This is a genomic window from Shewanella sp. LZH-2 (assembly GCF_016859145.1).
GTDB classification, from domain to species: domain Bacteria; phylum Pseudomonadota; class Gammaproteobacteria; order Enterobacterales; family Shewanellaceae; genus Shewanella; species Shewanella xiamenensis.
Map to the genome: position 1 here is coordinate 2,567,924 of NZ_CP069350.1, position 21,821 is coordinate 2,589,744.

General features: G+C 42.3%; 17 protein-coding genes, 1 tRNA gene and 1 pseudogene. 3 read left to right on the top strand and 16 right to left on the bottom strand.

All coding sequences use genetic code 11. The features are described 5' to 3' along the window. Positions 1-92: 92 nt before the first annotated feature. Positions 93-377 carry a CopG family ribbon-helix-helix protein gene (locus JM642_RS11415; RefSeq protein WP_115014944.1) on the top strand — a complete coding sequence of 95 codons (285 nt, stop codon included), beginning with the start codon at positions 93-95 and terminating at the stop codon, positions 375-377. Next, positions 365-658, top strand: coding sequence for a type II toxin-antitoxin system RelE/ParE family toxin (locus JM642_RS11420; protein WP_076500099.1), 294 nt, complete (start codon positions 365-367; stop codon positions 656-658). The genes JM642_RS11415 and JM642_RS11420 overlap by 13 nt, the downstream gene beginning before the upstream one ends. 142 nt (positions 659-800) lie before the next feature. On the opposite strand, the gene JM642_RS11425 is transcribed toward JM642_RS11420, so the two are convergent. From JM642_RS11425 to JM642_RS11495, 14 genes and pseudogenes are all read right to left on the bottom strand, one after another. Then, positions 801-1,478 carry an inovirus Gp2 family protein gene (locus tag JM642_RS11425; protein ID WP_203431823.1) on the bottom strand — a complete coding sequence of 226 codons (678 nt, stop codon included), beginning with the start codon at positions 1,476-1,478 and terminating at the stop codon, positions 801-803. 202 nt (positions 1,479-1,680) lie between these two features. Beyond that, positions 1,681-2,814 (bottom strand): annotated as a pseudogene (locus JM642_RS20375) (DUF3987 domain-containing protein). After that, the gene (locus tag JM642_RS20470) at positions 2,759-3,217 is read right to left on the bottom strand and encodes a DUF3987 domain-containing protein (RefSeq protein WP_203431826.1); all 459 of its coding nucleotides are present in this window, start codon (positions 3,215-3,217) and stop codon (positions 2,759-2,761) included. The pseudogene JM642_RS20375 and the gene JM642_RS20470 overlap by 56 nt, the downstream one beginning before the upstream one ends. 57 nt (positions 3,218-3,274) lie before the next feature. Beyond that, on the bottom strand, positions 3,275-3,487 hold the full coding sequence (locus JM642_RS11445) for an AlpA family phage regulatory protein (RefSeq protein ID WP_203431827.1): 213 nt from the start codon (positions 3,485-3,487) through the stop codon (positions 3,275-3,277). A 139-nt stretch (positions 3,488-3,626) separates the two neighbouring features. After that, positions 3,627-4,772: a hypothetical protein gene (locus JM642_RS11450; protein WP_203431828.1), complete on the bottom strand. Its 1,146-nt coding sequence runs from the start codon at positions 4,770-4,772 to the stop codon at positions 3,627-3,629. A gap of 393 nt (positions 4,773-5,165) precedes the next feature. Next, positions 5,166-5,504: a HepT-like ribonuclease domain-containing protein gene (locus JM642_RS20515; RefSeq protein WP_343227533.1), complete on the bottom strand. Its 339-nt coding sequence runs from the start codon at positions 5,502-5,504 to the stop codon at positions 5,166-5,168. A gap of 38 nt (positions 5,505-5,542) precedes the next feature. Continuing rightward, positions 5,543-6,721 (bottom strand): PD-(D/E)XK nuclease family protein, encoded by a 1,179-nt coding sequence (locus JM642_RS11460; RefSeq protein ID WP_203431829.1) that lies wholly within the window; start codon positions 6,719-6,721, stop codon positions 5,543-5,545. A 63-nt stretch (positions 6,722-6,784) separates the two neighbouring features. After that, positions 6,785-8,191, bottom strand: coding sequence for a hypothetical protein (locus JM642_RS11465; protein WP_203431830.1), 1,407 nt, complete (start codon positions 8,189-8,191; stop codon positions 6,785-6,787). After that, a complete protein-coding gene (locus JM642_RS11470; RefSeq protein WP_203431831.1) occupies positions 8,188-11,103 on the bottom strand; it encodes an AAA family ATPase in 2,916 nt (971 codons plus the stop codon). The genes JM642_RS11465 and JM642_RS11470 overlap by 4 nt, the downstream gene beginning before the upstream one ends. Positions 11,104-11,541: 438 nt before the next feature. Beyond that, a complete protein-coding gene (locus JM642_RS11475; protein WP_203431832.1) occupies positions 11,542-12,372 on the bottom strand; it encodes a HepT-like ribonuclease domain-containing protein in 831 nt (276 codons plus the stop codon). Between the two features lie 128 nt (positions 12,373-12,500). Continuing rightward, positions 12,501-13,736, bottom strand: a complete 1,236-nt coding sequence (locus JM642_RS11480; RefSeq protein ID WP_076500109.1) for a tyrosine-type recombinase/integrase — start codon at positions 13,734-13,736, stop codon at positions 12,501-12,503. A 357-nt stretch (positions 13,737-14,093) separates the two neighbouring features. After that, positions 14,094-14,181: transfer RNA gene (locus JM642_RS11485), tRNA-Ser, on the bottom strand. 203 nt (positions 14,182-14,384) lie between these two features. Then, complete coding sequence (locus JM642_RS11490; RefSeq protein WP_203431833.1) at positions 14,385-16,379, bottom strand: nitrate- and nitrite sensing domain-containing protein; 1,995 nt, start codon at positions 16,377-16,379, stop codon at positions 14,385-14,387. 255 nt (positions 16,380-16,634) lie between these two features. After that, entirely contained in the window at positions 16,635-17,267 is a 633-nt protein-coding gene (locus tag JM642_RS11495; RefSeq protein ID WP_011072194.1) for a YchE family NAAT transporter, read from the bottom strand. Between the two features lie 316 nt (positions 17,268-17,583). Here JM642_RS11495 and adhE point away from each other — a divergent pair, with 316 nt between their 5' ends. Next, a complete protein-coding gene (adhE, locus tag JM642_RS11500; protein ID WP_037425212.1) occupies positions 17,584-20,184 on the top strand; it encodes a bifunctional acetaldehyde-CoA/alcohol dehydrogenase in 2,601 nt (866 codons plus the stop codon). 161 nt (positions 20,185-20,345) lie between these two features. Here the strand turns inward: adhE and JM642_RS11505 are convergent, their stop codons facing one another. Together JM642_RS11505 and JM642_RS11510 are read right to left on the bottom strand one after the other, a co-directional pair. Then, the gene (locus JM642_RS11505) at positions 20,346-21,281 is read right to left on the bottom strand and encodes a M14 family metallocarboxypeptidase (protein WP_203431834.1); all 936 of its coding nucleotides are present in this window, start codon (positions 21,279-21,281) and stop codon (positions 20,346-20,348) included. Between the two features lie 55 nt (positions 21,282-21,336). Continuing rightward, positions 21,337-21,795, bottom strand: coding sequence for a GNAT family N-acetyltransferase (locus JM642_RS11510; protein ID WP_203431835.1), 459 nt, complete (start codon positions 21,793-21,795; stop codon positions 21,337-21,339). Between the last annotated feature and the right edge of the window lie 26 nt (positions 21,796-21,821).

Here is a 21,821-nt window from a genome sequence, read left to right on the forward strand (position 1 = left end):
GCTGGCAAGTAAACGTGTAATCATTATTTTTTTGTACTACGTTATGCTAAGGTATTACCTAGTAGTACTAAGCATTACCTTTGGAGTAACAGATGAGCACAATCAAACCCGTGTCGGTTAAATTAGATGCCGATATTAAAGCCAGAGTTGAACATTTAGCCGAAACGCGTAAACGTTCATCACACTGGATGATGCGTGAAGCCATCCGTGAATACGTTGAGAGGGAAGAGAAACGAGAGGCGTTGCAGCAAGAAGCGTTACGCGCATGGGAAGAACACCAGACATCAGGCTTGCATGTGACTGGTGACGAAGTGGTGAGTTGGCTAGAGTCCTGGGGAAGTGAAAATGAAAAGGCTGCCCCTTCATGCCACAAATAATCTTCACCGCCACTGCATTACGTGATTTAGAACGCTTACGTGAGTTTCTTCGCACTAAAAATCCCCCTGCCGCACAACGGGCTGCCAGCGCCATAATCAATACCATTAGAAAACTGGAAAGCTATCCAGACATTGGTCGGCCTATCGATGACAATGACTTTAGCTTTAGGGAACTACTGATCGACTTTGGTGACACTGGCTATCTGGCAATGTACCAGTATGATGGCGGCGAACGATTGACCGTATTGTGTATCCGCCACCAAAAAGAAGCCGGATATTGATAGAGATGCGTCAGCAAAGAGGTCTTCGCATGGATGAGCGATTATGAATATACTGCTACTCTCAATAAACACAAAAGCAAGGGATTTGAGCCCCTTGCCCTTTACTTTCCTATTTGTACTAGCAGCAATCGTACAAAGTAAGTTAATCATCAACTTGTAGCCTACCCAATAATCGACTACAGCCATAATGACGACGTCCATCACCATAGGTCTTACTGTCAACTTTGGCAAAGTAACTTAACCGCAGAAACAACGCACGTAAAGTATGGTTCAGGTGAATCCGACCACGCTCTAATAGATAGCAAGGCGCTTTGGGAAAGTGAACTAAGCCTTGTGCTGCAACAACATCCAACGCTAGCGCACTCGCCCAAGCTTTAACGATTCGGTTATACAAATTAGGTCTACCAAGTTCAAATACACCTAAACTTCTATAAGCATTGCCATTAAAAAACAAACAAAGATGGTAGTGTGATCGGTTAAGTTCCCCGGTTTCCTGCACCCAGATATACAGTACTTCACTTTGATGCACAAATCCTTCAGTATTTTTACACTTTGCATTATAATTTGCGTTAATTTTCGCTTTTAGAGATTCAATAAACCGCGTAACATAACGGTTATTATCGGTGTCAAAATAGTCAGGAAATCTCAAGTCAACTCTCACAGCGAAAACCTTTGCATACCTATTTAATGCGTGATAGATAACGTTAAAGTTATTGTGCAAATACTCCCCATAGACTCCATTTTTAAATTGAAGAATTGGCAGTCCACTAAACTCTTTGGCATTTAATACGGTTAAGTTTCTATTGTTATACTGAGACACACCATACCAACCTTAAAGTTATAAAAATAACAACCCTAGATTATCAATATAATATTAACAACCTAGGAGTCGCAGCAATTGAAAACAAACGAGCCCCTCACAGAACAAACAGTCTGAAATAAAATATGCTCGTCAAGAAGCAGATGTCAAAACTATACAATATAAAAACCAACTCTGATTTTATATGCAGAAAACAATCAAGCTACACAGGACCATTTTGATTGATATTAAACAGGTTCATATCACGTTCAAAGATAATTCTGTCATAAGGAGCTCCAGGATACAAATCAATAACAACCGTGGTATTATAATCAAAAACATCAATAAGTCTATTCGATAAAAGTTCGTTCAACGCATCATTTAAATTCTTGCTTTTCCTTAACATAGGAGGGCCAAGTTGTAAGACCTTATTCTTTTTAATATACCGATACCCTCGATCACGATATGAATTTAACCATAGAGCTAGCTTTTGCCCCAAAATGACCTCCATAGGTGGTGGGCAAAAATTATTTAAAAAGTGAAAAGAGTAATAGCTCACCAAGTCAATTGCTGTTCTTAATGACTCAACTGATATTTTAGAGTCAAAATTATGTTCAAAATAGTGAATATTTGCTGCAGTTCTAGCAATAATTTCTGCTAGTTTTGAAGCATGATCTCTGGCATTCTCGTAAATTCCCCCAGGAGCCATTTTAAATTCAATATCGTTAGATATATTTAACCATAAATCTTTCGCTTCATCTGAAAATATTACTATTTTACGTTCCATTTATTTACCCTCTAGTAATTCTTCTATTCTTTGATTGAATTGATTGATAAATTCTTTCTCATACCTGATCCCATTGGTTTTCCGACCACCGCTAAGAGGCATTGGGAAGCACACTAAAAAGCGAGAAAGATAACCATTGCCTCTTACAACATCCTGTGATTTATCCATAAATCGTTTCAATGCTTGAGGCTGGATCATGATATGTGTAGTTAACCTAACACCTGAAAGCGTATAAGAATCTGTTGTTTTTCTTGCAACAGTGACATCATCTCCACTCCAAATGGCATTAAGCACAGGTGTGTTTGACATTAAGGCACTATTCATTAGCACACCGCCCTCACTTGACCCAAGATACGCATGTGGTGAGTCATTCTTGAGTCCAAACGTAAGCGCCGCTATCGTACTATCCTCATACATAATTCTGAAAGCCTTTGGCCGTTGTGGTTGTTTTGCTTCATGCTCGATCAACTCTTGTAAAGGATCATTTACTTCACTTACTTCATTTTCTGTGTTCCTAGATTCCTGCATTTCTGAGCAATCTTTTTTTAAGCGACTTGGATTTAGCATCATGTACCTCTCTCAAAATCTCATACTTAATTAACTGTTCTTTACAAGATAATTCACGCTTTTTTTGGTAATTTTTAATCCCTGCCATTAATAAATTTTCAACCGTAGATTTTCGCTCACCTGAATCAGCACAAGTTAATAAGTTAAGCGAGATTGGACAAATCTTCCCTGTTGGTAGTTCAACATCTATATGCTCCTGTAAGGCGGTAGAAATAGCAGCAAGTGCTGAACTGGCAATTAAGGGATATGCTGCTTTAGTAATTAAATGAGTTTCAAGTATCGTATTACCTAACAGAGTACCTTCTCCTATTCGAGGAAAAACTCCATTAGATACTGGAAATGTAATATATATATTTTTATTATACCGCCGCAGAGGTAAGTTTTTATTTTCAAAACGTTCAGACATATCAGTTTTCCTTTGATAATAAGTAATGGGATTAGTGAACAAAAAATCTTTAATCCATTACTGAACTCTTATTGATTTAAGCCATGCTTCAACTTCACCGAAATACCAACCAACGGCTCTGGCCCCAAGTGTCACTTTTTTAGGGAAAGTCGGATCGTATCGCGGTGATCGCGGGTTTTGTTTGTCATAGATAGTAGAGCGTGATAGTCCCGTTAACTGGGTTAATGTCTTCAATCGAATGATTGAATTATTAGTGATGATCAGTTCCATATGCGCCTCTTTGTTGTGTAAGAAGCTGCAATGATAAGCGCCTGCCTTTAACGTTTTCCAGGGAGAAAATCGAGACCATTTTCTCCCAAACCTACGGAAGCACAGGATTTTAAAGAATAATTATCTCCCGAATTTATTTTTAAATTTCTCTAAGAGTTTCTGCACTTTTCATACTCTTGTAAACGTTTGGCCTTAAAATTTGTTCTGCGTAATTGGCATTCTCCTCTGAAAAATGCTTGCTCACTAAAAATTTGAATACATCGCAAATCACAGCATTAACTTGAGAGATCAATTTATGGTCACGTTCTGGATCTAGCTTCTTTTTGTCGTTAGGTTCTGGAAATTCTCCTTGCCAAAATGTACTAAGTGCTTCAGTTAAAAACTTAAATTTGCAAATTTGTGAACTTTCTTTACTAGCATCATTATTTGCCCTTGTTTTTGGACGAAGACAGAAAGCAGCAGTCTTTGCTTTCTTTACAGGATAACCCTGTTCTTTCTCCATCCACGATTCCAATTCAATAGTTGCAATATCAGATTTATTTTGCATTTCAAATAAACAAAATCCTTTAACGGCCAACTTATCAAGATCAGATTGATTTCGGATAGATTTATCAACGTAATAGGGGCTAGATATAGGAATCAAGTCAACATCATCAACCATAAAACCTTGAATATCACTTTCAAACACATATATTGAATCAACACCAACTTTTATGCTTGTCAATTTATTTAAAGTACTATTATCAGGTAACCACACATTAACTATTTTATCAGTGAAAACAAAATCAACTTCACCATTTAGTTTAACGAAATTATTAATCATATACTGTGGCGAATATTTGACCACCTTTTCGTACTTACCTAATTTCAAAAAATCCTCACGCTTTCCAACACAGTTAATTTTATTTATTTCACCATCTGAATCTAACCAGAAAATAGCATCTGATGTATTTATTTCAAAATGTCCATGCCGAGCAATAGCATTAACACTGGCCCCTGATAATTTTAAAAAGTTAATATCCTTAATCAATTCCACATCACAAATAACTTCATTTTTATAAACTTCTGTTTTATCTTTACCATTTGCATCTTTAATAGATATAAACTCCTTAAAACCAACTGAGGAGTTCTTACTTATTTTATGAAGAGCCCAAACATTTACATTTGGATGAAAACTAGCCAATACCGGTTTATTATCTTCACTCAGGTATTTGAGTATCTCAGATAAAGAAATTTTTAATTTATTCCCTGCGTCTAAAAGTGATAGATTTACGATGTTGTCCATTGGTACTCCACTCAAATAAACTGCTATTTCTGCTACTAATAGCAGGAATAGCACCAAAAATCACTTCTAATTCTAAAAAATGAGACAAATTTCTATACCTGTTCATTGGAAAATCATGATTAGACAACAATAAAAACCAGCATTGCATCACAAATTCCATGAGTTACCCGATGGACATTATAAAAGGTATTGGGACGAACCCAGCATAATGATGAGTTGGAGATCATGGCAAGTATTAGGCATTCTGTATGAATTGACTTCAGTGAATAGGCGAAAATGTACAAAAGCATTAGAGCAGAGCAAGCATAAGACAAATTTTGCGAAAATATATTGAAAAGCTCCTACTTGGCAAGAGAGTTTTTCACGGCACATATAAAGGTAAGGAGGCCCATTTTAGTCACTCTTCAGTGATAAGCACTCTAACCCCTGCTCTGCAAAGACAAATAATCTATCGCTATAACCTTGAGAGATCACACTGCGGATTATTTCAGGGCTAATATCCAGATAATCATGAAACAATCCATTACGAAGGCCTATCACTTTACGCCAGTCACTCAAGCCATAAAGCGTGTTAATTTGTACCCAAATTGATCCACTATTTGCATAGAAACGTGAGCTACGGTTCGAGCGACCAACCGTCGACCCTTGATAAATGTTAGACAATTTGGGGCAGTATAAAATGCAAATAATGAACTGAAATGAATCACTACAAGATGCAAACCAACAATACAAGACATTGTTGTTCTATTTGGTCTTCCGTAATCACTTCGTTACTCCTTACTTAAGCGGCACATTTCAATACAGAAATCTGCAAATGCTTTGCTAGATATTAACAGATTTTGCATCTCAGACATCTTTGAAAAATATATAGCCGTTTGTTGGTTAAGAGTGGATGTATCGCCGAGAAAACTTGCAAGGCTGCGATAGATAATAAGCGGATGCCATGGATTAAATTTCTTATCCACCCTAGTTCTGTCACTCAATATCCAGTCTTTCGGTAAAGCTTCCATCAACTCACCGACGAGCAAGTCATAACACCCGTTAGATTTAAGCTGCGGCTGCAATTTTGGATTAACGCTAACAATACAAACGGCTATAGGCCCGTCGATAAGAAGGTCATGGACTTGGTGATCATTTCCATCAATCACAAATCCACAAAATACTCCGGGAGTCCAACCGCTTTCTTCGCTATCAGGATCGGTGTATGAAAATTCCAAGCCGATACGCCCGTAGGCATCATAGCGCCCTCTTGCAGTTTTATTCCTTGGCGGATGACGGTACTGCACATCACGGTTTGTTGATTGGCATAAAGGCCATGCCGACTGCTCGCATCGGCGTACCATTTCATATAGTTGCTTATCGATGTTTTTGACGTCGTTATAGTATGCAATCGCCAAAGGATTTAGCGGGGTAGAGTTAACTAGGCCATTACTTTTCAATAAGTGTACAAATTCAGTTCTTAGCCATACTGTTTTCTCATCAGCACCCCTAACCGAACCAAGCAGCTCAACAATCTCATACCAACAAAGCGCTATGTTAGGAGACTGCCGGTGTTGACCAGAGTGAGCTGTAATCAACACTATCTGAAAAGGCTTATTGAAATGCTCTTTGGCATAGTTGCGATAATTATCTAATTGGTTGTGATGCAACTCAGACCATACTTTATGCTCAAATATCAAGCAGAAGTCATTATCAGCTGACGTCCACATTAAGTCCGGGAACTTACTGCCAAAATTAACTTGAGTTTCAATATCAACGGATTGAAACATCGATGAAATCTCTTGAGCGTAATTCACGGCCTTCTTCGCCAGCAATTCACTGAACGCTTTACGTACAGCATCATCATGTTTAAGCAACCAAGCGAACGCTTCGGTGATAAAATTTTCAATCGGTGAATTCTGGTGACTTGCGGCGTACTTACTTACGTTAACTAACAAACTATCCAGCATACAGATTCATCCTTGTTTTTAATTTAAACGTTACTGCTAACGCAACTTCCCGAGCATGAATTACTAGATGAGCGTTAACTTAATCGCCTTCCAATTATGTCGAGCTTTTGATTTATCCCAACTCAAAATTCTCACAGCACTCACCTGTGACTCATTTTGAATATCTCCGATCAAAAATGCCGGTACAAAGGAATCCTCCACGAATCCAAATCCCTTAGGCGCAATGCGGAGTTGCCCTTCGACATGAGAAACGTCTGTAATCTGACACGACTGACAAGGTATGCACATAACTACCTCTTTTTCGCCATTGGCTTTTGATATCGACAGTTCAACATAATCACCGACCTGTGGTCGTTTACCTTTATAAATCCCCATACGAACAGATAAAGAGGTCGATTTGTTCACAAACACCTGAAATCCCTTACCCGATTTATGAATACTCTCGATAACAGCAGCGATTTTATCCACTGGTCCATGCAAATAATCCAGCGCATCGACAGCCAAGCTTCTTAAATATTCCTTCAGGGATTTTTCGTTAACGCTGGCGTCATACCAAGGCTGCATTGCTAGCTGATTTAACTCGGGTTTCACTTTCCAACCGTGATTTTGATAGGCCAAAATAGCAGTTTTCAAGCACATCGAAGCCTCTAACCAACGCTGCGTTTGAAGCATCAAAGGGACTACTTCCTGCAGAAGAGGCAAACTAAATGTCACTTCATGAGCAGAAATGATGCCCTTAGCAAAAAATTTAATCGCTAAATCTACATTTTCATGAAGGAAAGTCTCTGCAAGAACGCTCCATGCCCATGGTTCCTGCTGTTTCTTACGTAAAATGGGTAGAATAAGGGTACGAGCTTGTTCGAATTCTCCTGCAGTGATAAAGCACTTAGCCTGATCGTAATCAAGCCACATCAGATGCTGAGTATCTAAAACCTGCTGTCGGGTAGTGTTGATGAACTCATTTACTAATTTTATGTCGATTCGCCACAATTCACGGTAACTAAGGCATGCGCTCGCCACTTGTCTTGCAGATGAAAGCATTAAACTAGGTATTTCCCCTTTTTCAGTCTGAAATGGGGTTTTAGCCTCTTCATCAAACAGCGCAGTTTGATGTAAAAGCACAAAATGGATCAGCGTTGGAAACCATTCGAGGTTTTTCTTAAATTGCACCAACAACATCTTGTACTCTAAACCGCCTAGCGGGATTTGAAAGCTGATGACGGTGCTCAATAGCCGCTCAAGTTGCTCGAATTCATAATTGCTTGGACGATAATTTTTCGAAGATGCCCCACGTTTAGCAATATTTTCTTGATATTGTTTAATGTACTCGTAGCACACCCAAAATAATGCCCCCTTCAAGTAAGTATCTTGCGGAGAATTTTCCAGTGCTTGAAAGCCAAAGTCCCACGCGCCTTTTAAATCGCCGCTTTTTCTCAAATTATTTACAGTACGATTAGCTGGCTCATTCATAGAAGCACACCTATTTGACATATTATTTCGTCAATGAGCCTTGTGGAATTACTAAGCTGAGGCATAGGTTGAGCTTTTTTAAATTGGCTAGACTTGTTGTACCAAAACTCAATAACTGCCAACTCATTGCCTTTAACAAATGCATATCTTTCACAAAATGAACGAGATTCAATTTTGCTTATATCCGCTCCAACACTGTTGATTTGACCCAGTACATTTAGATAAAACTCTTCTAAGAATGGCTCTGAAAAGTGGAACTGAGTATCCTTTGAGGACTCAGGGACATCAAGCAAAGTACCTTTTAATTGACCAAGCAAAGCCATGAGTTCAACATCGAATCCATCTTGAGCAATACTCTGTACGCCAGTCACTTTCCAGTTCCGATTGTAATTAAAACTTATCGAAGCCTGCTCATTACCTCGCTGCAAGATGTAACGATCTTGATAGTTATAATGAAGGACATTTACTACTGTAATCCCTGTACCTTCAATACACTCCTCAACAAGTTGGGATAGCTTTTTAAGTTGCGAGATATCAGTCTGAAAATCAAACTTCACTGTGGTTACTGAGTTCGTAGCTTTGGTACTTGGTCGCACAACCTCAACGCCTTGCGGAGCGGAATTGTCGAGGTTTACTGCTTTTGGTTGATACGCTCCTGCTATTTTCATTCCATCTCCTAAGCGCAACTGAGGCGGATTCATTACATACAGGATGTCAGAAGTTCTCGTTATAGCGGTGTATAACCAACGGAAGTAATCTTTAGTTAAGGCTTTTTGGTGTGTATCACACTGCAGGAACACATTTTTCCACTCACTACCCTGTGCTTTATGAGCCGTAATCGCATAACCAAATTTAATTTTAAATGCGTTAAAATAAGGGTCTTGCATCAATGCAAGTCTGAGTTTTTTCTCATTACCTTTACGCCGCAGTTCTGGGTGCCGATTCAAAAAATGAACATAAATCGCTTTATGTTCATCCGATGATAAGGAGGGGTGATCGTTATACAGCAGGTTTTCGATAATTTTGGCTTCAAAGAAAAATGGTTCGCCGTAATCATTACGAAAAGCGAGCACAACATCGCGAAAACTCAGTTCGACTCTGACTTTCACCATATGGCCGTCGTCACCTTTGTTAGTAATAAACACAGTGACAACTTCAGGTGCAGGAGAGAGTACCTCCTTAATCATGCCAAATTCACCGTTAGTAATAGTGGTATCTGAACGATAATGGTTCGCAACAGAAATGATTTTGTCACCACTAACCATTTCCATTTGACCATTAAAAAAGTGCTCTCTCACCAACCGATTATACTCACCTACTTGCCGATTTGAGCCAGCTACAATAATGTTTTCACCGGTCTTACTCACTTTGCCAGCACAGGACGATAAGTATGTCTGCAGCAACTCATTTGACGATAGCTTACACACATCATCGCCATTAACATCGAATTGCAACTTATTGAAAATATTCTTGGATAACCCGTCACGCAACATGGCCGCATTGGTTAAAATACCACTTTCACCTTTTTGTCTTACTACTTCAGTCAACGAACCAGACGATATGGTTACTTGATATTTTTCACTTAGATACTGCTCATCTAACGCTGGTGAAGTGCTCATGCCTACTGGTGGTAACTGAGCGTTATCACCGATAAAAATCACCTTCTTGTTATGATCGTTATGGTCAAAATTGATGTACTTCAGCAAATCTCTTAAAAGATACCCAGAGCCAAAACGGAAAAATTCACCATCTGAATATTTGTCAGACACCATTGATGCTTCATCAATAATGTAAACCGCTTCTGCAGTGTCAGCGTTGACTTTAAGTTCTGCGTAACAGCGGTAAGTTTCTGAGCCTTCAATCCCATCCACCGCATATTCTTTAACGTTGTCGTAGTTATAAATCACCCGATGAATAGTACAGGCGGTTTGTCCAGTTTTATCCCCAATGACCTTGGCAGCTTTGCCAGTCGGCGCCATGATTGCGAACTGCCGTCCGATTCTATCTAGGTACTGAGTAATTCCCTTGGTCACAAAGGTCTTCCCGGTTCCCGCATAGCCGTTAAGCAAAAACACGTTTTGGCTTGTGTCTTTAAGAAAAGTGTCTATCTGTTTAACGATCTGTACTTGCCCATCAGTAAGTACTACATCCTCGAAGCAATCAAAAATATCGATGTTGCGACGGGTCAAATTCATATCAAGATCAAAGCTGGAAGCAGACGCCATACTGGCTGTCTTGAAGTCTTCACGACGACGCTCTACTGATACCTCATGCTCCACCGCCAATAATGCTTGCTGCTTCTTTTCGAGCTCAATCTGTAATAACGCTAGCTCTTTTTTAACGTTGGTAAGTGCATCGTCTTTTGTTGTTAACTCGGCTAAAACCGATTGATGCTCTGTAACAGTAGTTAATAGCTCATGTTCGCGCGCATTAATTTCCTGTCGTTGCCGTGCTATCTCCGCCTCTAAGCGAGCCGTATGATCTACTGGCTTTACAGGTTCAACAAACTCAGGAGGAGTAATAGGGTGATTCAGTATCACTTGCGCGTACCAGCGCCCCACCAAATAAGCTTCTTTGATTAGCCAATGCACTTCATTAATCGACACATCAGCTGTACCATTCAACGAATGTGCAGCCTTATTGCCCTTACGGCGCAACACATCCAATTTGGCCAAAATGCCTTTATCACCCACAGCATCAGCGAACTCATAACTTTGCAACCGATTAAATAAATCGTCTTTTTCAGGGGCAATAAGCGACAGTCTGGTGTAAATATCCCCAACAACGAATTCGGTAAAACACCTAAGTTTCACCAACGCCGCCTGCCGATCATCATGACAATAGAGCTCTGCACCTTTACCGAATTGCGCCAATTCAGAGCTTATATCGGTTAAAAAGTTAAAATTGCTCATTTGCATCCCTTCTTCATTCCAATTACTGTAATTTTTAACCTCAACGCAATGTTACCAGTTCAATATCAACGTAACTAACACTTGGATATGTTTACCACACTCCAGCGCGATAAGTGTTAATTTGCATCAAAAACTGATCAACTATTTGCATAGAAATGTGAGCCACTGTTCGAGATCTCAACCGCCGACAACCATTGATAAATGTCAGACAATTCAAGGCAGTATTAAATGCAAATCATGAACTGAAATGGATCACTACAGGATACAAATCAAAAACAGCTAGCAAGATCTATTGAACCACCTCGATATGCATCACTGAATTCTTTTCTTTATCTAAGGCAACATTTGGCAATTAGCTGTTTTCTTAGAATGAACAGGTTGACTCTAGTAGACTCATCAATTCAATCTTTAGGTGAGCCAGTGCAACCCAATCAGACTTTAGTTATTCTTCAAAGATAACCATTCCAATCCCCGCTCTGCAAAGACAAATAATCTATCGCTATAACCTTGAAAGATCACACTGCGGATTATCTCATGGTCAATATTCAGATAATCATGTACCAGTGCATTACGCAGGCCTATCACTTTACGCCAGTCATTTAATTCATCGGCTGGTTGTGCACCTCGTTGACACAGGATCTCAAATGCTTGATAAGCATCCTGCGGACTATATCCAGCCAGTGCTTTAGCCCAATGTTTCGCAATGCCAATGCAAGCTTCAATAGAGATCTGTAATATTCGCTCTGCTGCTCGATATTCGAGATTAGATAAGGAACGCTGACTGAGTAATTGACGTAATTCTCCAAACTCGTCTTGGTACTGGCTAAGGCTTAAACTCAATGACGTGATATAGGCATTATCCAAAATAATAAAGTGGCTTGGGGCTGAATAATCGAGTTCCATTTGCGACATTATGCGAGACTCTTCTTGCATTCTTCGGCCTTCATCTCGACTAAAGATAAGTTTGTTAGCATTAATGATACCAAAGGCCAGAGGGATTGGTGCTAGATTGATATCGACGACGGAAAGCTTCCCTTCGGCTAGCCCCAATGCCCTTTGCCAATCCATAGCAAGCAATTCAGCTCTAATACGAGTATCAAGCACACTCTCCGCCTTTACGGGATCGAATGCGACGGCTAAATCCCAATCACTATGCTCGCTAGCATTTCCTTTCGCCTGCGAACCATACAGCCATAATACCGCCACCTTCGGATGGCTTGCAGCTAAAGCGCTTAGTTGGTGCAAATACTGGCTCTGCTCGATAGTCATTGGTTTGGCTTTAGGTTAGTCATGAAGTAAGAGTAACAACCCTGAGTCGGACTTAACATGTTAGATTCGTGTATCGCGTCCTCTAACCTTTTGACTCAGGGAGGTAATATCTATTCGGCCTTAATAGGTCATGCCCCTAATTTTCTTGAACCCGCTGTTACTGACAAAGACCCGACAGCCGCAGTGGCAATATGGTTGCTCCACCACTCCATTAACTTGGTCCGTCGCTCTAGGTAGGTCGTGCGATTATAGGCACTGCGGATTTGGTTTTTATCAACATGGGCTAACGCTGCCTCAATAACATCACCATCAAAGCCTTGCTCGTTTAAGGTAGTGCTTGCCAGCGAGCGTAAACCATGACCCGTTGTTCTTCCCTTTAATCCCATGCGCCCTAATGCTTTGTTAATGGTTTCAGGATCTGTGTGCTTTTGAGGATCTTTAGATGACGGGAAAACGAATTGGCTGTGTTCACTAATCGGCTTAACAGTTTCGAGTATCGCGAGGGTATGCTCTGTAAGCGGGATAATATGCTCACGATTCATTTTCATGCGTGATTCAGGAATAGTCCAAAGTTTGGCATCAAAATCGATTTCTTCCCAACGGGCTCCGGCCGCTTCATTTGGCCTGGTCATTGTGTGCAATTGCCATTCAATCAAACACCGGGTCGTTAACAATAAATTGGCGTTTGCGACGGTCTGCAGTAATTCAGCTAGCTCTGCTGGTTTTAATGCCTTCAGATGCTCCACTTTGCTTTTTCTAAAAACTTCTCGAATACCTGACAACGGATTGGCATGAATGTAACCAGAGTTAACCGAATAGTTCATGATTTCATTCAGTAACTGAGCGGTACGTTTAACCGTTTCAAGATGCCCTTTCTGTTCAAGGGGCTTGAGCGCGGCAATGGCTATAGGAGCCGTGAGTCTACTAATCGCAATACTTCCCAGCTTAGGGAAGGCATACAGCTCAAGCTTGCGCCAATTACCTTCGATGGTTTTAGCTTTAATACTGCCCTGCTTTGAGTCCATCCACATTTGCGCAATATGCTTGAGAGTTTGAGCGTTCTCTGTTGCTGCTTTTAATTTGTTTTCAACTTTAAGTAATTGAGGGTCGATGCCTTCGGCCAAGTTTTTTCGCGCTTCTAGCGCTTTATCTCGCGCCTCAGCTAAGGATACGTCAGGATATGAGCCTAAACCAAAATAGGTGGGTTTGCTGGTGGAGGGACGTATGTATCTAAATTCCCACGTTTTCCCTGCAGTGCGCACATAGAGATAGAGATTGCCACCATCTGACAATCTATAGGGCTTTGCTTCCGCTTTAGCATTGAGCACCGCTTTTGCAGTCAGCTTATTTGTACTCCTTCCCATACCGTTCTACCCCCTCAAATTAAGCCCCAAAGTAATGCTTGATTTTGGCATTATTTCGCACTCTAAAATCAAGCATTACTTATCACTGAATAAATTCAGATAAATCAGGATATTGCCAAGTTAAATCTGGGCCATAAAATCGAGAAAATCAAGTAAAAAAACGGCATGAAAAATGGGTATTTTTTGAAGTCAAAAGTAATGCCAAAATTTGCCCAATTTCCTTGGCATTACTTTTGGCATTACTAAAGATTTCGGATGCAGTAGGATGTCATTAAACAATATAGGATTGTAAGTTATTGAATTTCATGAAAAACAGATAAGAAAAAAGACGCCCTAGGACGTCTTTAAACTTGAATTTGGCGGTGAGAGAGGGAGTCGAACCCTCGATACGTTTCCGTATACACACTTTCCAGGCGTGCTCCTTCGGCCACTCGGACATCTCACCAGATTGTTATCATTAGCTTTTACGTGTCAATGAACACGGTTAATCGAATTGAATAATGCTTAACGTGTAAGCTTTCATCGTTAACGGAGCGGTACTGTACGCAAAAGCCTTTGTATGGTCAAGTAAAAAAGAATCGATTTCAGGCGGTTGCACAATTGCTAGACAAACCGCCCTCGTTCAAGGCGCTAAAATTAACCAACGCACTATTTTACAGTAAATTTATGGACTTCTTTAGACATGAGTTCGGAGTCATAGGTCAATGCTTTAGTCAATTCCCTTAGCTCATCGGAGATACGTTGAGTGTTTAAGTAAATATCGCTGATCTTTAACGCATTACGATTTACATCTTCAGACACTGCGGATTGTTCATGGGTGGCTGTCGCAATTTGTTCATTCATGCGGTTAATGATATCGACTTGTTCAACAATACGTTTAAGTTCGATACCTGCTTGCTCCGCTTCTTGGACGCTGGTATTGGCCTGTGCTAATCCGCGATCCATGGCTTTTACCGCTAAATTAGCGCTGGACTTTAATCTGCCAGTCATATTCTTGATGTCAGACGTCGATGTCTGCGAACGCTGCGCTAAGCTTCTGACCTCATCGGCTACCACGGCAAAACCCCTACCCATCTCACCAGCTCTGGCGGCCTCAATTGCGGCGTTAAGTGCTAACAGATTAGTTTGTTCTGCAATGCTGTTAATTACATCTAATACCACCACAATACCGTGAATTTCTCTATCGAGTTCATTGATGGCCTGTGAAGCACCATTAATATCATCCGCTAGTGCTTTAATTGCTTTGCTGGTTCTGCCAACTTCAAGGTTACCGGTTTTGGCCTCTTGGTTAGCCGAATTTGATGCTTCTGATGCCTGTACTGCATTGCTCGCAATTTCGGCAACGGTTGCACTCATTTCTGTCATCGCCGATGCCACTTGCTCAGCCTCACTGTGGCCAGCCATCACATCTTGCTCCATAGCATGGGTGCAAACATCCATTTGTTCAACCGCCTGCTGTAGTTTGCTAGCACTGGCGCGAACTTGTAAGATAACGTTTTCAAAATCACTCATCATGTCATTGAAAGCTAAGGCAAGTTCGCCAAACTCATCTTGGCTGCTGTGACTTAAGCGGACGCTGAGGTCGTAGTGTTTTCGTGCTTGTGTAACCGTGGAATAAAGATGATGAACACTCGTATGTAAATATCGGATCACCGATAAACTGAGCAAAAGTACAATGATCAGCACCAAGCTTAACGTCGCCAACACAAAAAACATTTGTTGATTAGCCGATGCAAGGCGTTCATGGGTGATATTCAAAAGATCAGCTGAAACTTGCTGCTCAAAATCCCGCAAGCTGTCAATCCGAGCTGAAGATTTAGCAAACCAGTCTTCTGGATTTTGTTGTTGAATTTTCTGGTTATCTTGGTCAAATGCAATTTGTCTTAGCGATTCAACGTCTTTGACTTCATTAGAATTTTGAATGCGGTTAATGGCATCAACCAAATTAGGTGTTGCCAATGCAATAAAACGCTCTAAATAGCTATTTTGCTCAGAAACTAGGGTAATAAACTTTGCGTAAACCTTAGGCTTAAACCCTGCTTGTCCAAACGTCGAACTTAATACTGCCCTCTCAATCCCTGCCCGTTCTTTCATTTGTAGGAAGGCACTAAATGCAGCCGCTTTGATGGCAATTTCTTGATTAGCACCCGTTTTAGCAGTCTCATCAACAATCGCAAGTAGCTCTCGGTTGAGCGCCGTATAATAGGCTACTTCATCGGCAACACTGATTGACAGGTTATCAACCTGCGAGCGAATTGAAGTTAATTTACTGAGTTGAGTATTTAGATCGCGCAGTTTCGGCGCAAACACTGCGGGTAAATTGTGGTTTTCAATAAAAGATTGGAAATATTTGAGCTGAGTATCTGTCAATTGCCTTTGACTGGGTATTTTGCCTGCGAATGCCTTGCCCGCTGAGCCTATAAATCCGGCACTCATGCCCCGTTCTTTTTGCAACTCATGGACAAAGTTACTGTTTGTCACCGCCAATTCGCTTAGCTGCACGACGACTTTCAGCTCTTGACGATATTCATACTTTTCGATGAGAAATAGCGCGCCATATAAAAAACACGCAAATAAAGGGGGCAATACAACCATGAGTAATTTTTGCTTTAAGCTGAGGTTGCCAATCCATTGCCATTTCATAGGGATATCCTTAATCGACTTAGGGCTAAATTGTTAACCTATTATATAGCACAGGATGTTAATGATAACGATAGAATAACGCTAATTTAGAAAACACTAATTATCATAAAAACAAACGGTTGCAATTATATAGAGCTACAACGGCTTTTCGAGATAAGGCAATAAATAGGCCAAGGGAGAAAATTTCGTGTGATAAAAGCAAATGAAAACTGCAACCGCAACAGCGGGAGGAAATGGCCTCCCGCATTCCGATTTTTAGCTAAAAAGTTGTGGGAATAAGCCTTTAATCCCAGCGGCAATGACTTCGATACCAATCGAGAGCATTAATAATCCCATAAGACGGGTAATCACGTTAATCCCTGTTTTACCAAGAATTTTATAGATAATAGATGCCATTCGAAACAGGCCAAAACTCACCAAACCAAAAATAATCACGGTAATAAACATCGCAATAAAATTGGATAATGAATTATGCTCAGCGGCAAACACAATCACCGAGCTAATCGCCCCTGGACCAGCCATTAACGGCAAGGCTAACGGCACAACCGCCACGGACTCCATGGCCGAAGATTCGCGGTCTTCCTCTTGGTTACGTTTTACTTCGCCCAATTTACCCTGCAACATCGACATCGCAATAATCGCGATCAGCGTGCCACCAGCGATCCTGAAAGCCGAAAGTGAAATGCTAAACATATTCAAAATATGTTGTCCCGCGACGATGGTCACCAACAGGATCACCACCACCGCAAAGTTAGCCACTTTACCCGTATGGTTACGCTCGGCTTCAGTTTGGTGGCTGGTTAAGCTCACAAACACTGGCAACAAACCAATAGGGTTGATAATGGCAACCAGGCCAAGAAAAAATTTAACGTAAAGTGTTAACTCCAAGTGACTATCCTTATTGAGCGTGTCACGCCAATTTCATCAAACTAAACTTAAGGGCAAGTATAGTAGCTTAAGCACAGATGACTGAAAAATGAGATTTTTGAGGTTAAATCACAAGTTTGAGTAATATCTGTTTACTGTACTCGGCTTATTTTAGACAAAAAAGACACATAAGATCGCAACTGACGTATTTTTATTACATAAAAACCCTAAATTGACCGTAAGATCACACTTTAGCTTAGGCTTTAGGTGTAATTTTTCACCATAAAGAAGAGTTAGCGAATCGTGCATTCCCTAAATCTTTTTAGGAGTCTTAATCATGACAGTAACCAACGCCCAAGAACTGGATCTCATGGTCGAGCGCGTCGCCAAAGCGCAAGCCGAATATGCCAGTTTTAGTCAAGCCCAAGTCGATGCGATTTTCCGCGCCGCCGCCCTCGCCGCTGCCGATGCGCGTATATCGCTTGCGAAAATGGCCGCCGCCGAAACCCGAATGGGGGTGATTGAAGACAAAGTGATTAAAAACCACTTTGCCTCAGAGTACATTTATAACAAGTACAAGGATGAAAAAACCTGCGGAATTTTGTCCGAGGACCCCACCTTCGGCACCATCACTATCGCCGAGCCCGTAGGCATTATCTGTGGGATTGTCCCCACCACCAATCCCACCTCCACCGCCATTTTCAAAGCATTAATTAGTCTTAAAACCCGTAATGCGATTATTTTCTCGCCTCACCCAAGGGCAAAAGTCTCGACCACCACTGCGGCCAAACTGGTGTTAGATGCCGCCATTGCTGCAGGCGCGCCCAAGGATATTATCGGCTGGATTGATGAGCCCAGTGTGGCGCTTTCGAATCAATTGATGACCCATCCTAAAGTGAATCTTATCCTCGCTACGGGCGGCCCAGGTATGGTGAAAGCCGCCTACTCTTCAGGCAAACCTGCCATTGGCGTAGGCGCAGGTAACACCCCAATTGTGATTGATGAAACCGCCGATATAAAACGTGCGGTTAGCTCGATTCTGATGTCTAAAACCTTCGATAACGGTGTGGTGTGTGCATCAGAGCAAGCGGTGATTGTGGTCGATAGCATCTACGAGCAAGTTAAAGAGCGCTTTGCCACCCATGGTGGTTATCTCTTAAATGCCGCGCAAACCGCTGCGATGCAACAAGTCATTCTTAAAAATGGCGGCTTAAATGCCGATATCGTCGGCCAAAGCGCCGCGACCATAGCGCAAATGGCGGGCATTGATGTCCCCCACACCACTAAGGTCTTGATTGGTGAAGTCACCGATATTACAGAGGCCGAAGCCTTTGCCCACGAAAAACTCTCTCCTTTACTTGGTATGTACCGCGCAGCCGATTTTAATGACGCCGTCGATAAGGCTGAAGCTTTGGTCGCCTTAGGCGGGATTGGCCACACATCAGGCTTATATACCGACCAAGATACCCAAACCGACCGGGTGAAAACCTTTGGTTTTAGAATGAAAACCGCGCGAATTCTAATCAACACTCCAGCCTCACAAGGCGGAATTGGCGACCTGTACAACTTTAAACTCGCCCCCTCACTCACCTTAGGTTGTGGCTCTTGGGGGGGGAACTCGATTTCCGAAAACGTCGGCCCAAGCCATTTAATCAATAAAAAAACCGTCGCTAAGAGGGCTGAAAACATGCTGTGGCACAAGCTTCCTTCGTCTATCTACTTCCGCCGCGGCAGCTTACCTATTGCGCTTGAAGAATTGAGTGATAAAAAGCGCGCCCTCATTGTGACCGACAGATTCCTGTTTAACCAAGGTTATTGCGACGAAACCTTAAAGATTTTAAAAGCCCAAGGTCTTGAAACCGAAGTGTTTTACGAAGTGGAAGCCGACCCCACACTGGCCACAGTGCGCCAAGGTGCCAAAGTGGCCAATAGCTTTAAACCCGATGTGATTATTGCCTTAGGCGGTGGTTCGCCCATGGATGCAGCCAAGATTATTTGGGTGATGTACGAGCATCCAGATGTCGACTTTGCCGATTTAGCACTGCGTTTTATGGATATCCGTAAACGTATCTATAAATTCCCTAAAATGGGCGTCAAAGCCACTATGGTGGCGATACCGACCACTTCCGGTACTGGCTCTGAAGTCACACCTTTTGCCGTGGTCACCGATGAACAAACCGGCAAAAAATATCCCATTGCCGACTATCAACTCACCCCTAATATGGCGATTGTTGACCCGAATCTGGTGATGGATATGCCGAAATCCTTAACCGCTTTCGGCGGAATCGATGCGATCACCCACGCGCTCGAAGCCTATGTCAGCGTGATGGCGAACGAGTACAGCGATGGTCAAGCCCTGCAAGCTCTTGACCTGCTGTGCAAATATTTGCCTGATGCTTATCAGCTTGGCGCCGCATCCCCCATTGCCCGTGAAAAAGTGCATAATGGCGCCACCATAGCCGGTATCGCCTTTGCCAACGCCTTCCTTGGGATCTGCCACTCTATGGCTCACAAGCTGGGCGCCGAGTTTCACTTAGCCCACGGGCTAGCGAACGCGCTGCTGATCAGTAACGTTATCCGCTTTAATGCGACGGACTTACCGACTAAGCAAGCTGCATTCAGCCAATACGACAGACCAAAAGCCCTGTGTCGTTACGCGGCCATTGCCGATCATTTAGCCCTAGGTGGCAACTCAGATGCGCAAAAAGTTGAAAAATTGCTGGAGAAAATCGAGCAGCTCAAGAAGACGCTGGGCATTCCTGCGTCAATCCAAGAAGCCGGAGTTAACGAAGCCGACTTCCTCGCCAAAGTAGATATGCTTGCCGAGGATGCCTTCGATGACCAATGTACTGGTGCCAACCCTCGCTATCCGCTAATTAGCGAGCTAAAACAGCTACTACTCGACAGCTACTATGGCCGCCCTTTTACCGAGCAATAGTGCTCAATAGATATAAAATCTAAGCAATAAAAAATTGTTAAATGCAAAAGCCCTCGTTTGAGGGCTTTTATCGTTTTAACTTAAGCAAAATCAATTGATGACACAGTACACAACGTTACGATTGACTTGCTAGCTTGATATCAAATAAGTAACAAACTCAATTAATTCAGTGCTAACACATAGTCGATGGCACAGGTAATCGCCGCAACTTGAGCTAAATTGCACTCAGCAGGCGTGGCCGATGGGCTGTCGGGATACACTTCCGTGGTGGTGTTATAAATACACCCCGTCACACTGCTGCATAAACCTAGCGCTTTCAATGGGTAATTGATCACCCCGTGTTGCACTACCGTTGAGCCGATAATCTCGCCCTTGTCATCCGCAGGCGCGATGTGAGTCACTTTGCTAACGCCATCGATAATCGCCTTTTGGAACGCATCCTGCGGATTTTCGGTATCGCCTACAGCATAAAAACCATCAGGAATCGTCCCGGGGATAAAGTCTTTGCCGTCACGCGCGGCCAAGGCTGGACGAAATTCATCCTCATCCGAGTCGGTGGTTTCATGTAAATCCACATGCACATCAAACCCTTGTGGAACGCTTGCCACCAGTGCCATCAGTGCTGCCGACTCTTCTGCTGGGCTATTAGCATAAAACGAGCGGTTTGGATCGATAGCTTTCGGGTTCCAGCGATTAATAGTCTCATAACCCCAAGGGCTTACACACACTGCCACCACTAAGTTTACCCGCTCAGCATAGTGAGCCGCCTTGTTAGCCAAAAAAGCCAAGGCGCCATGCACGCCACTGGTTTCGTAGCCGTGTACGCCCCCTGTGACTAAAACGGTTTTCTTGTTCGGATCGAACGTAGCAGATTTAACCACAAACAAGGGATAACGCGCTGGATCAATCGATAAAGCGCCATATTGCACCACATTCAGCCCTAATTCGGCCAGTTGTGACTCCATCGCTTTTAGTGGCGCGACAACATTATCTTGGTAAGAACGCTTAATTTGCGTACTAGCAAACCATGCGGCCTTTTCGGCATCGCCCCATTTTTCACCGACTGTCCCGATTGGGTAAAAACTTACATTCGCCATAGGTTCTCTTCTTCTGATTTTATGTTTTGGTCTTATGGTTAAAGGTTGTTATAGCTCAAAGCACGAGTTGCATTGGAATATCGCGGATCCCACCGCGCTCACGAATATCACCTTGCGCAATAAAGCCAAAGCGCTGATAGACAGGCAGCGCATTCACCGCCGAGTTCACGGTAAACGTGCCGAGATTCCCCTTGGCCAGACACTCAGCTTTAGCATGCTCCCACAGCTGACGCGACAGGCCTTGCCCCTTGGCAATATCCGCCACAAATAGATGATAAAGATGACTGTTATCCTTGATACCCACCACACCGACAAGTTCGCCAGTCTCATTCATTGCAACATGATATTGATAACCTAAGGCAAAATAATGAGCCACCGACTCAACCGACATGGCTTTAACTAAGGTTTCAGCGCCATCATCTGTGCACGTAGGAGCGATATAAACTTGTGTAAGCTGCGTGATTAATACGCTTATTGCCTCAATATCTGTTGTACTCGCCGCTCTGATCAGCATCTTCATTCCTTGATAGATAACAGTAG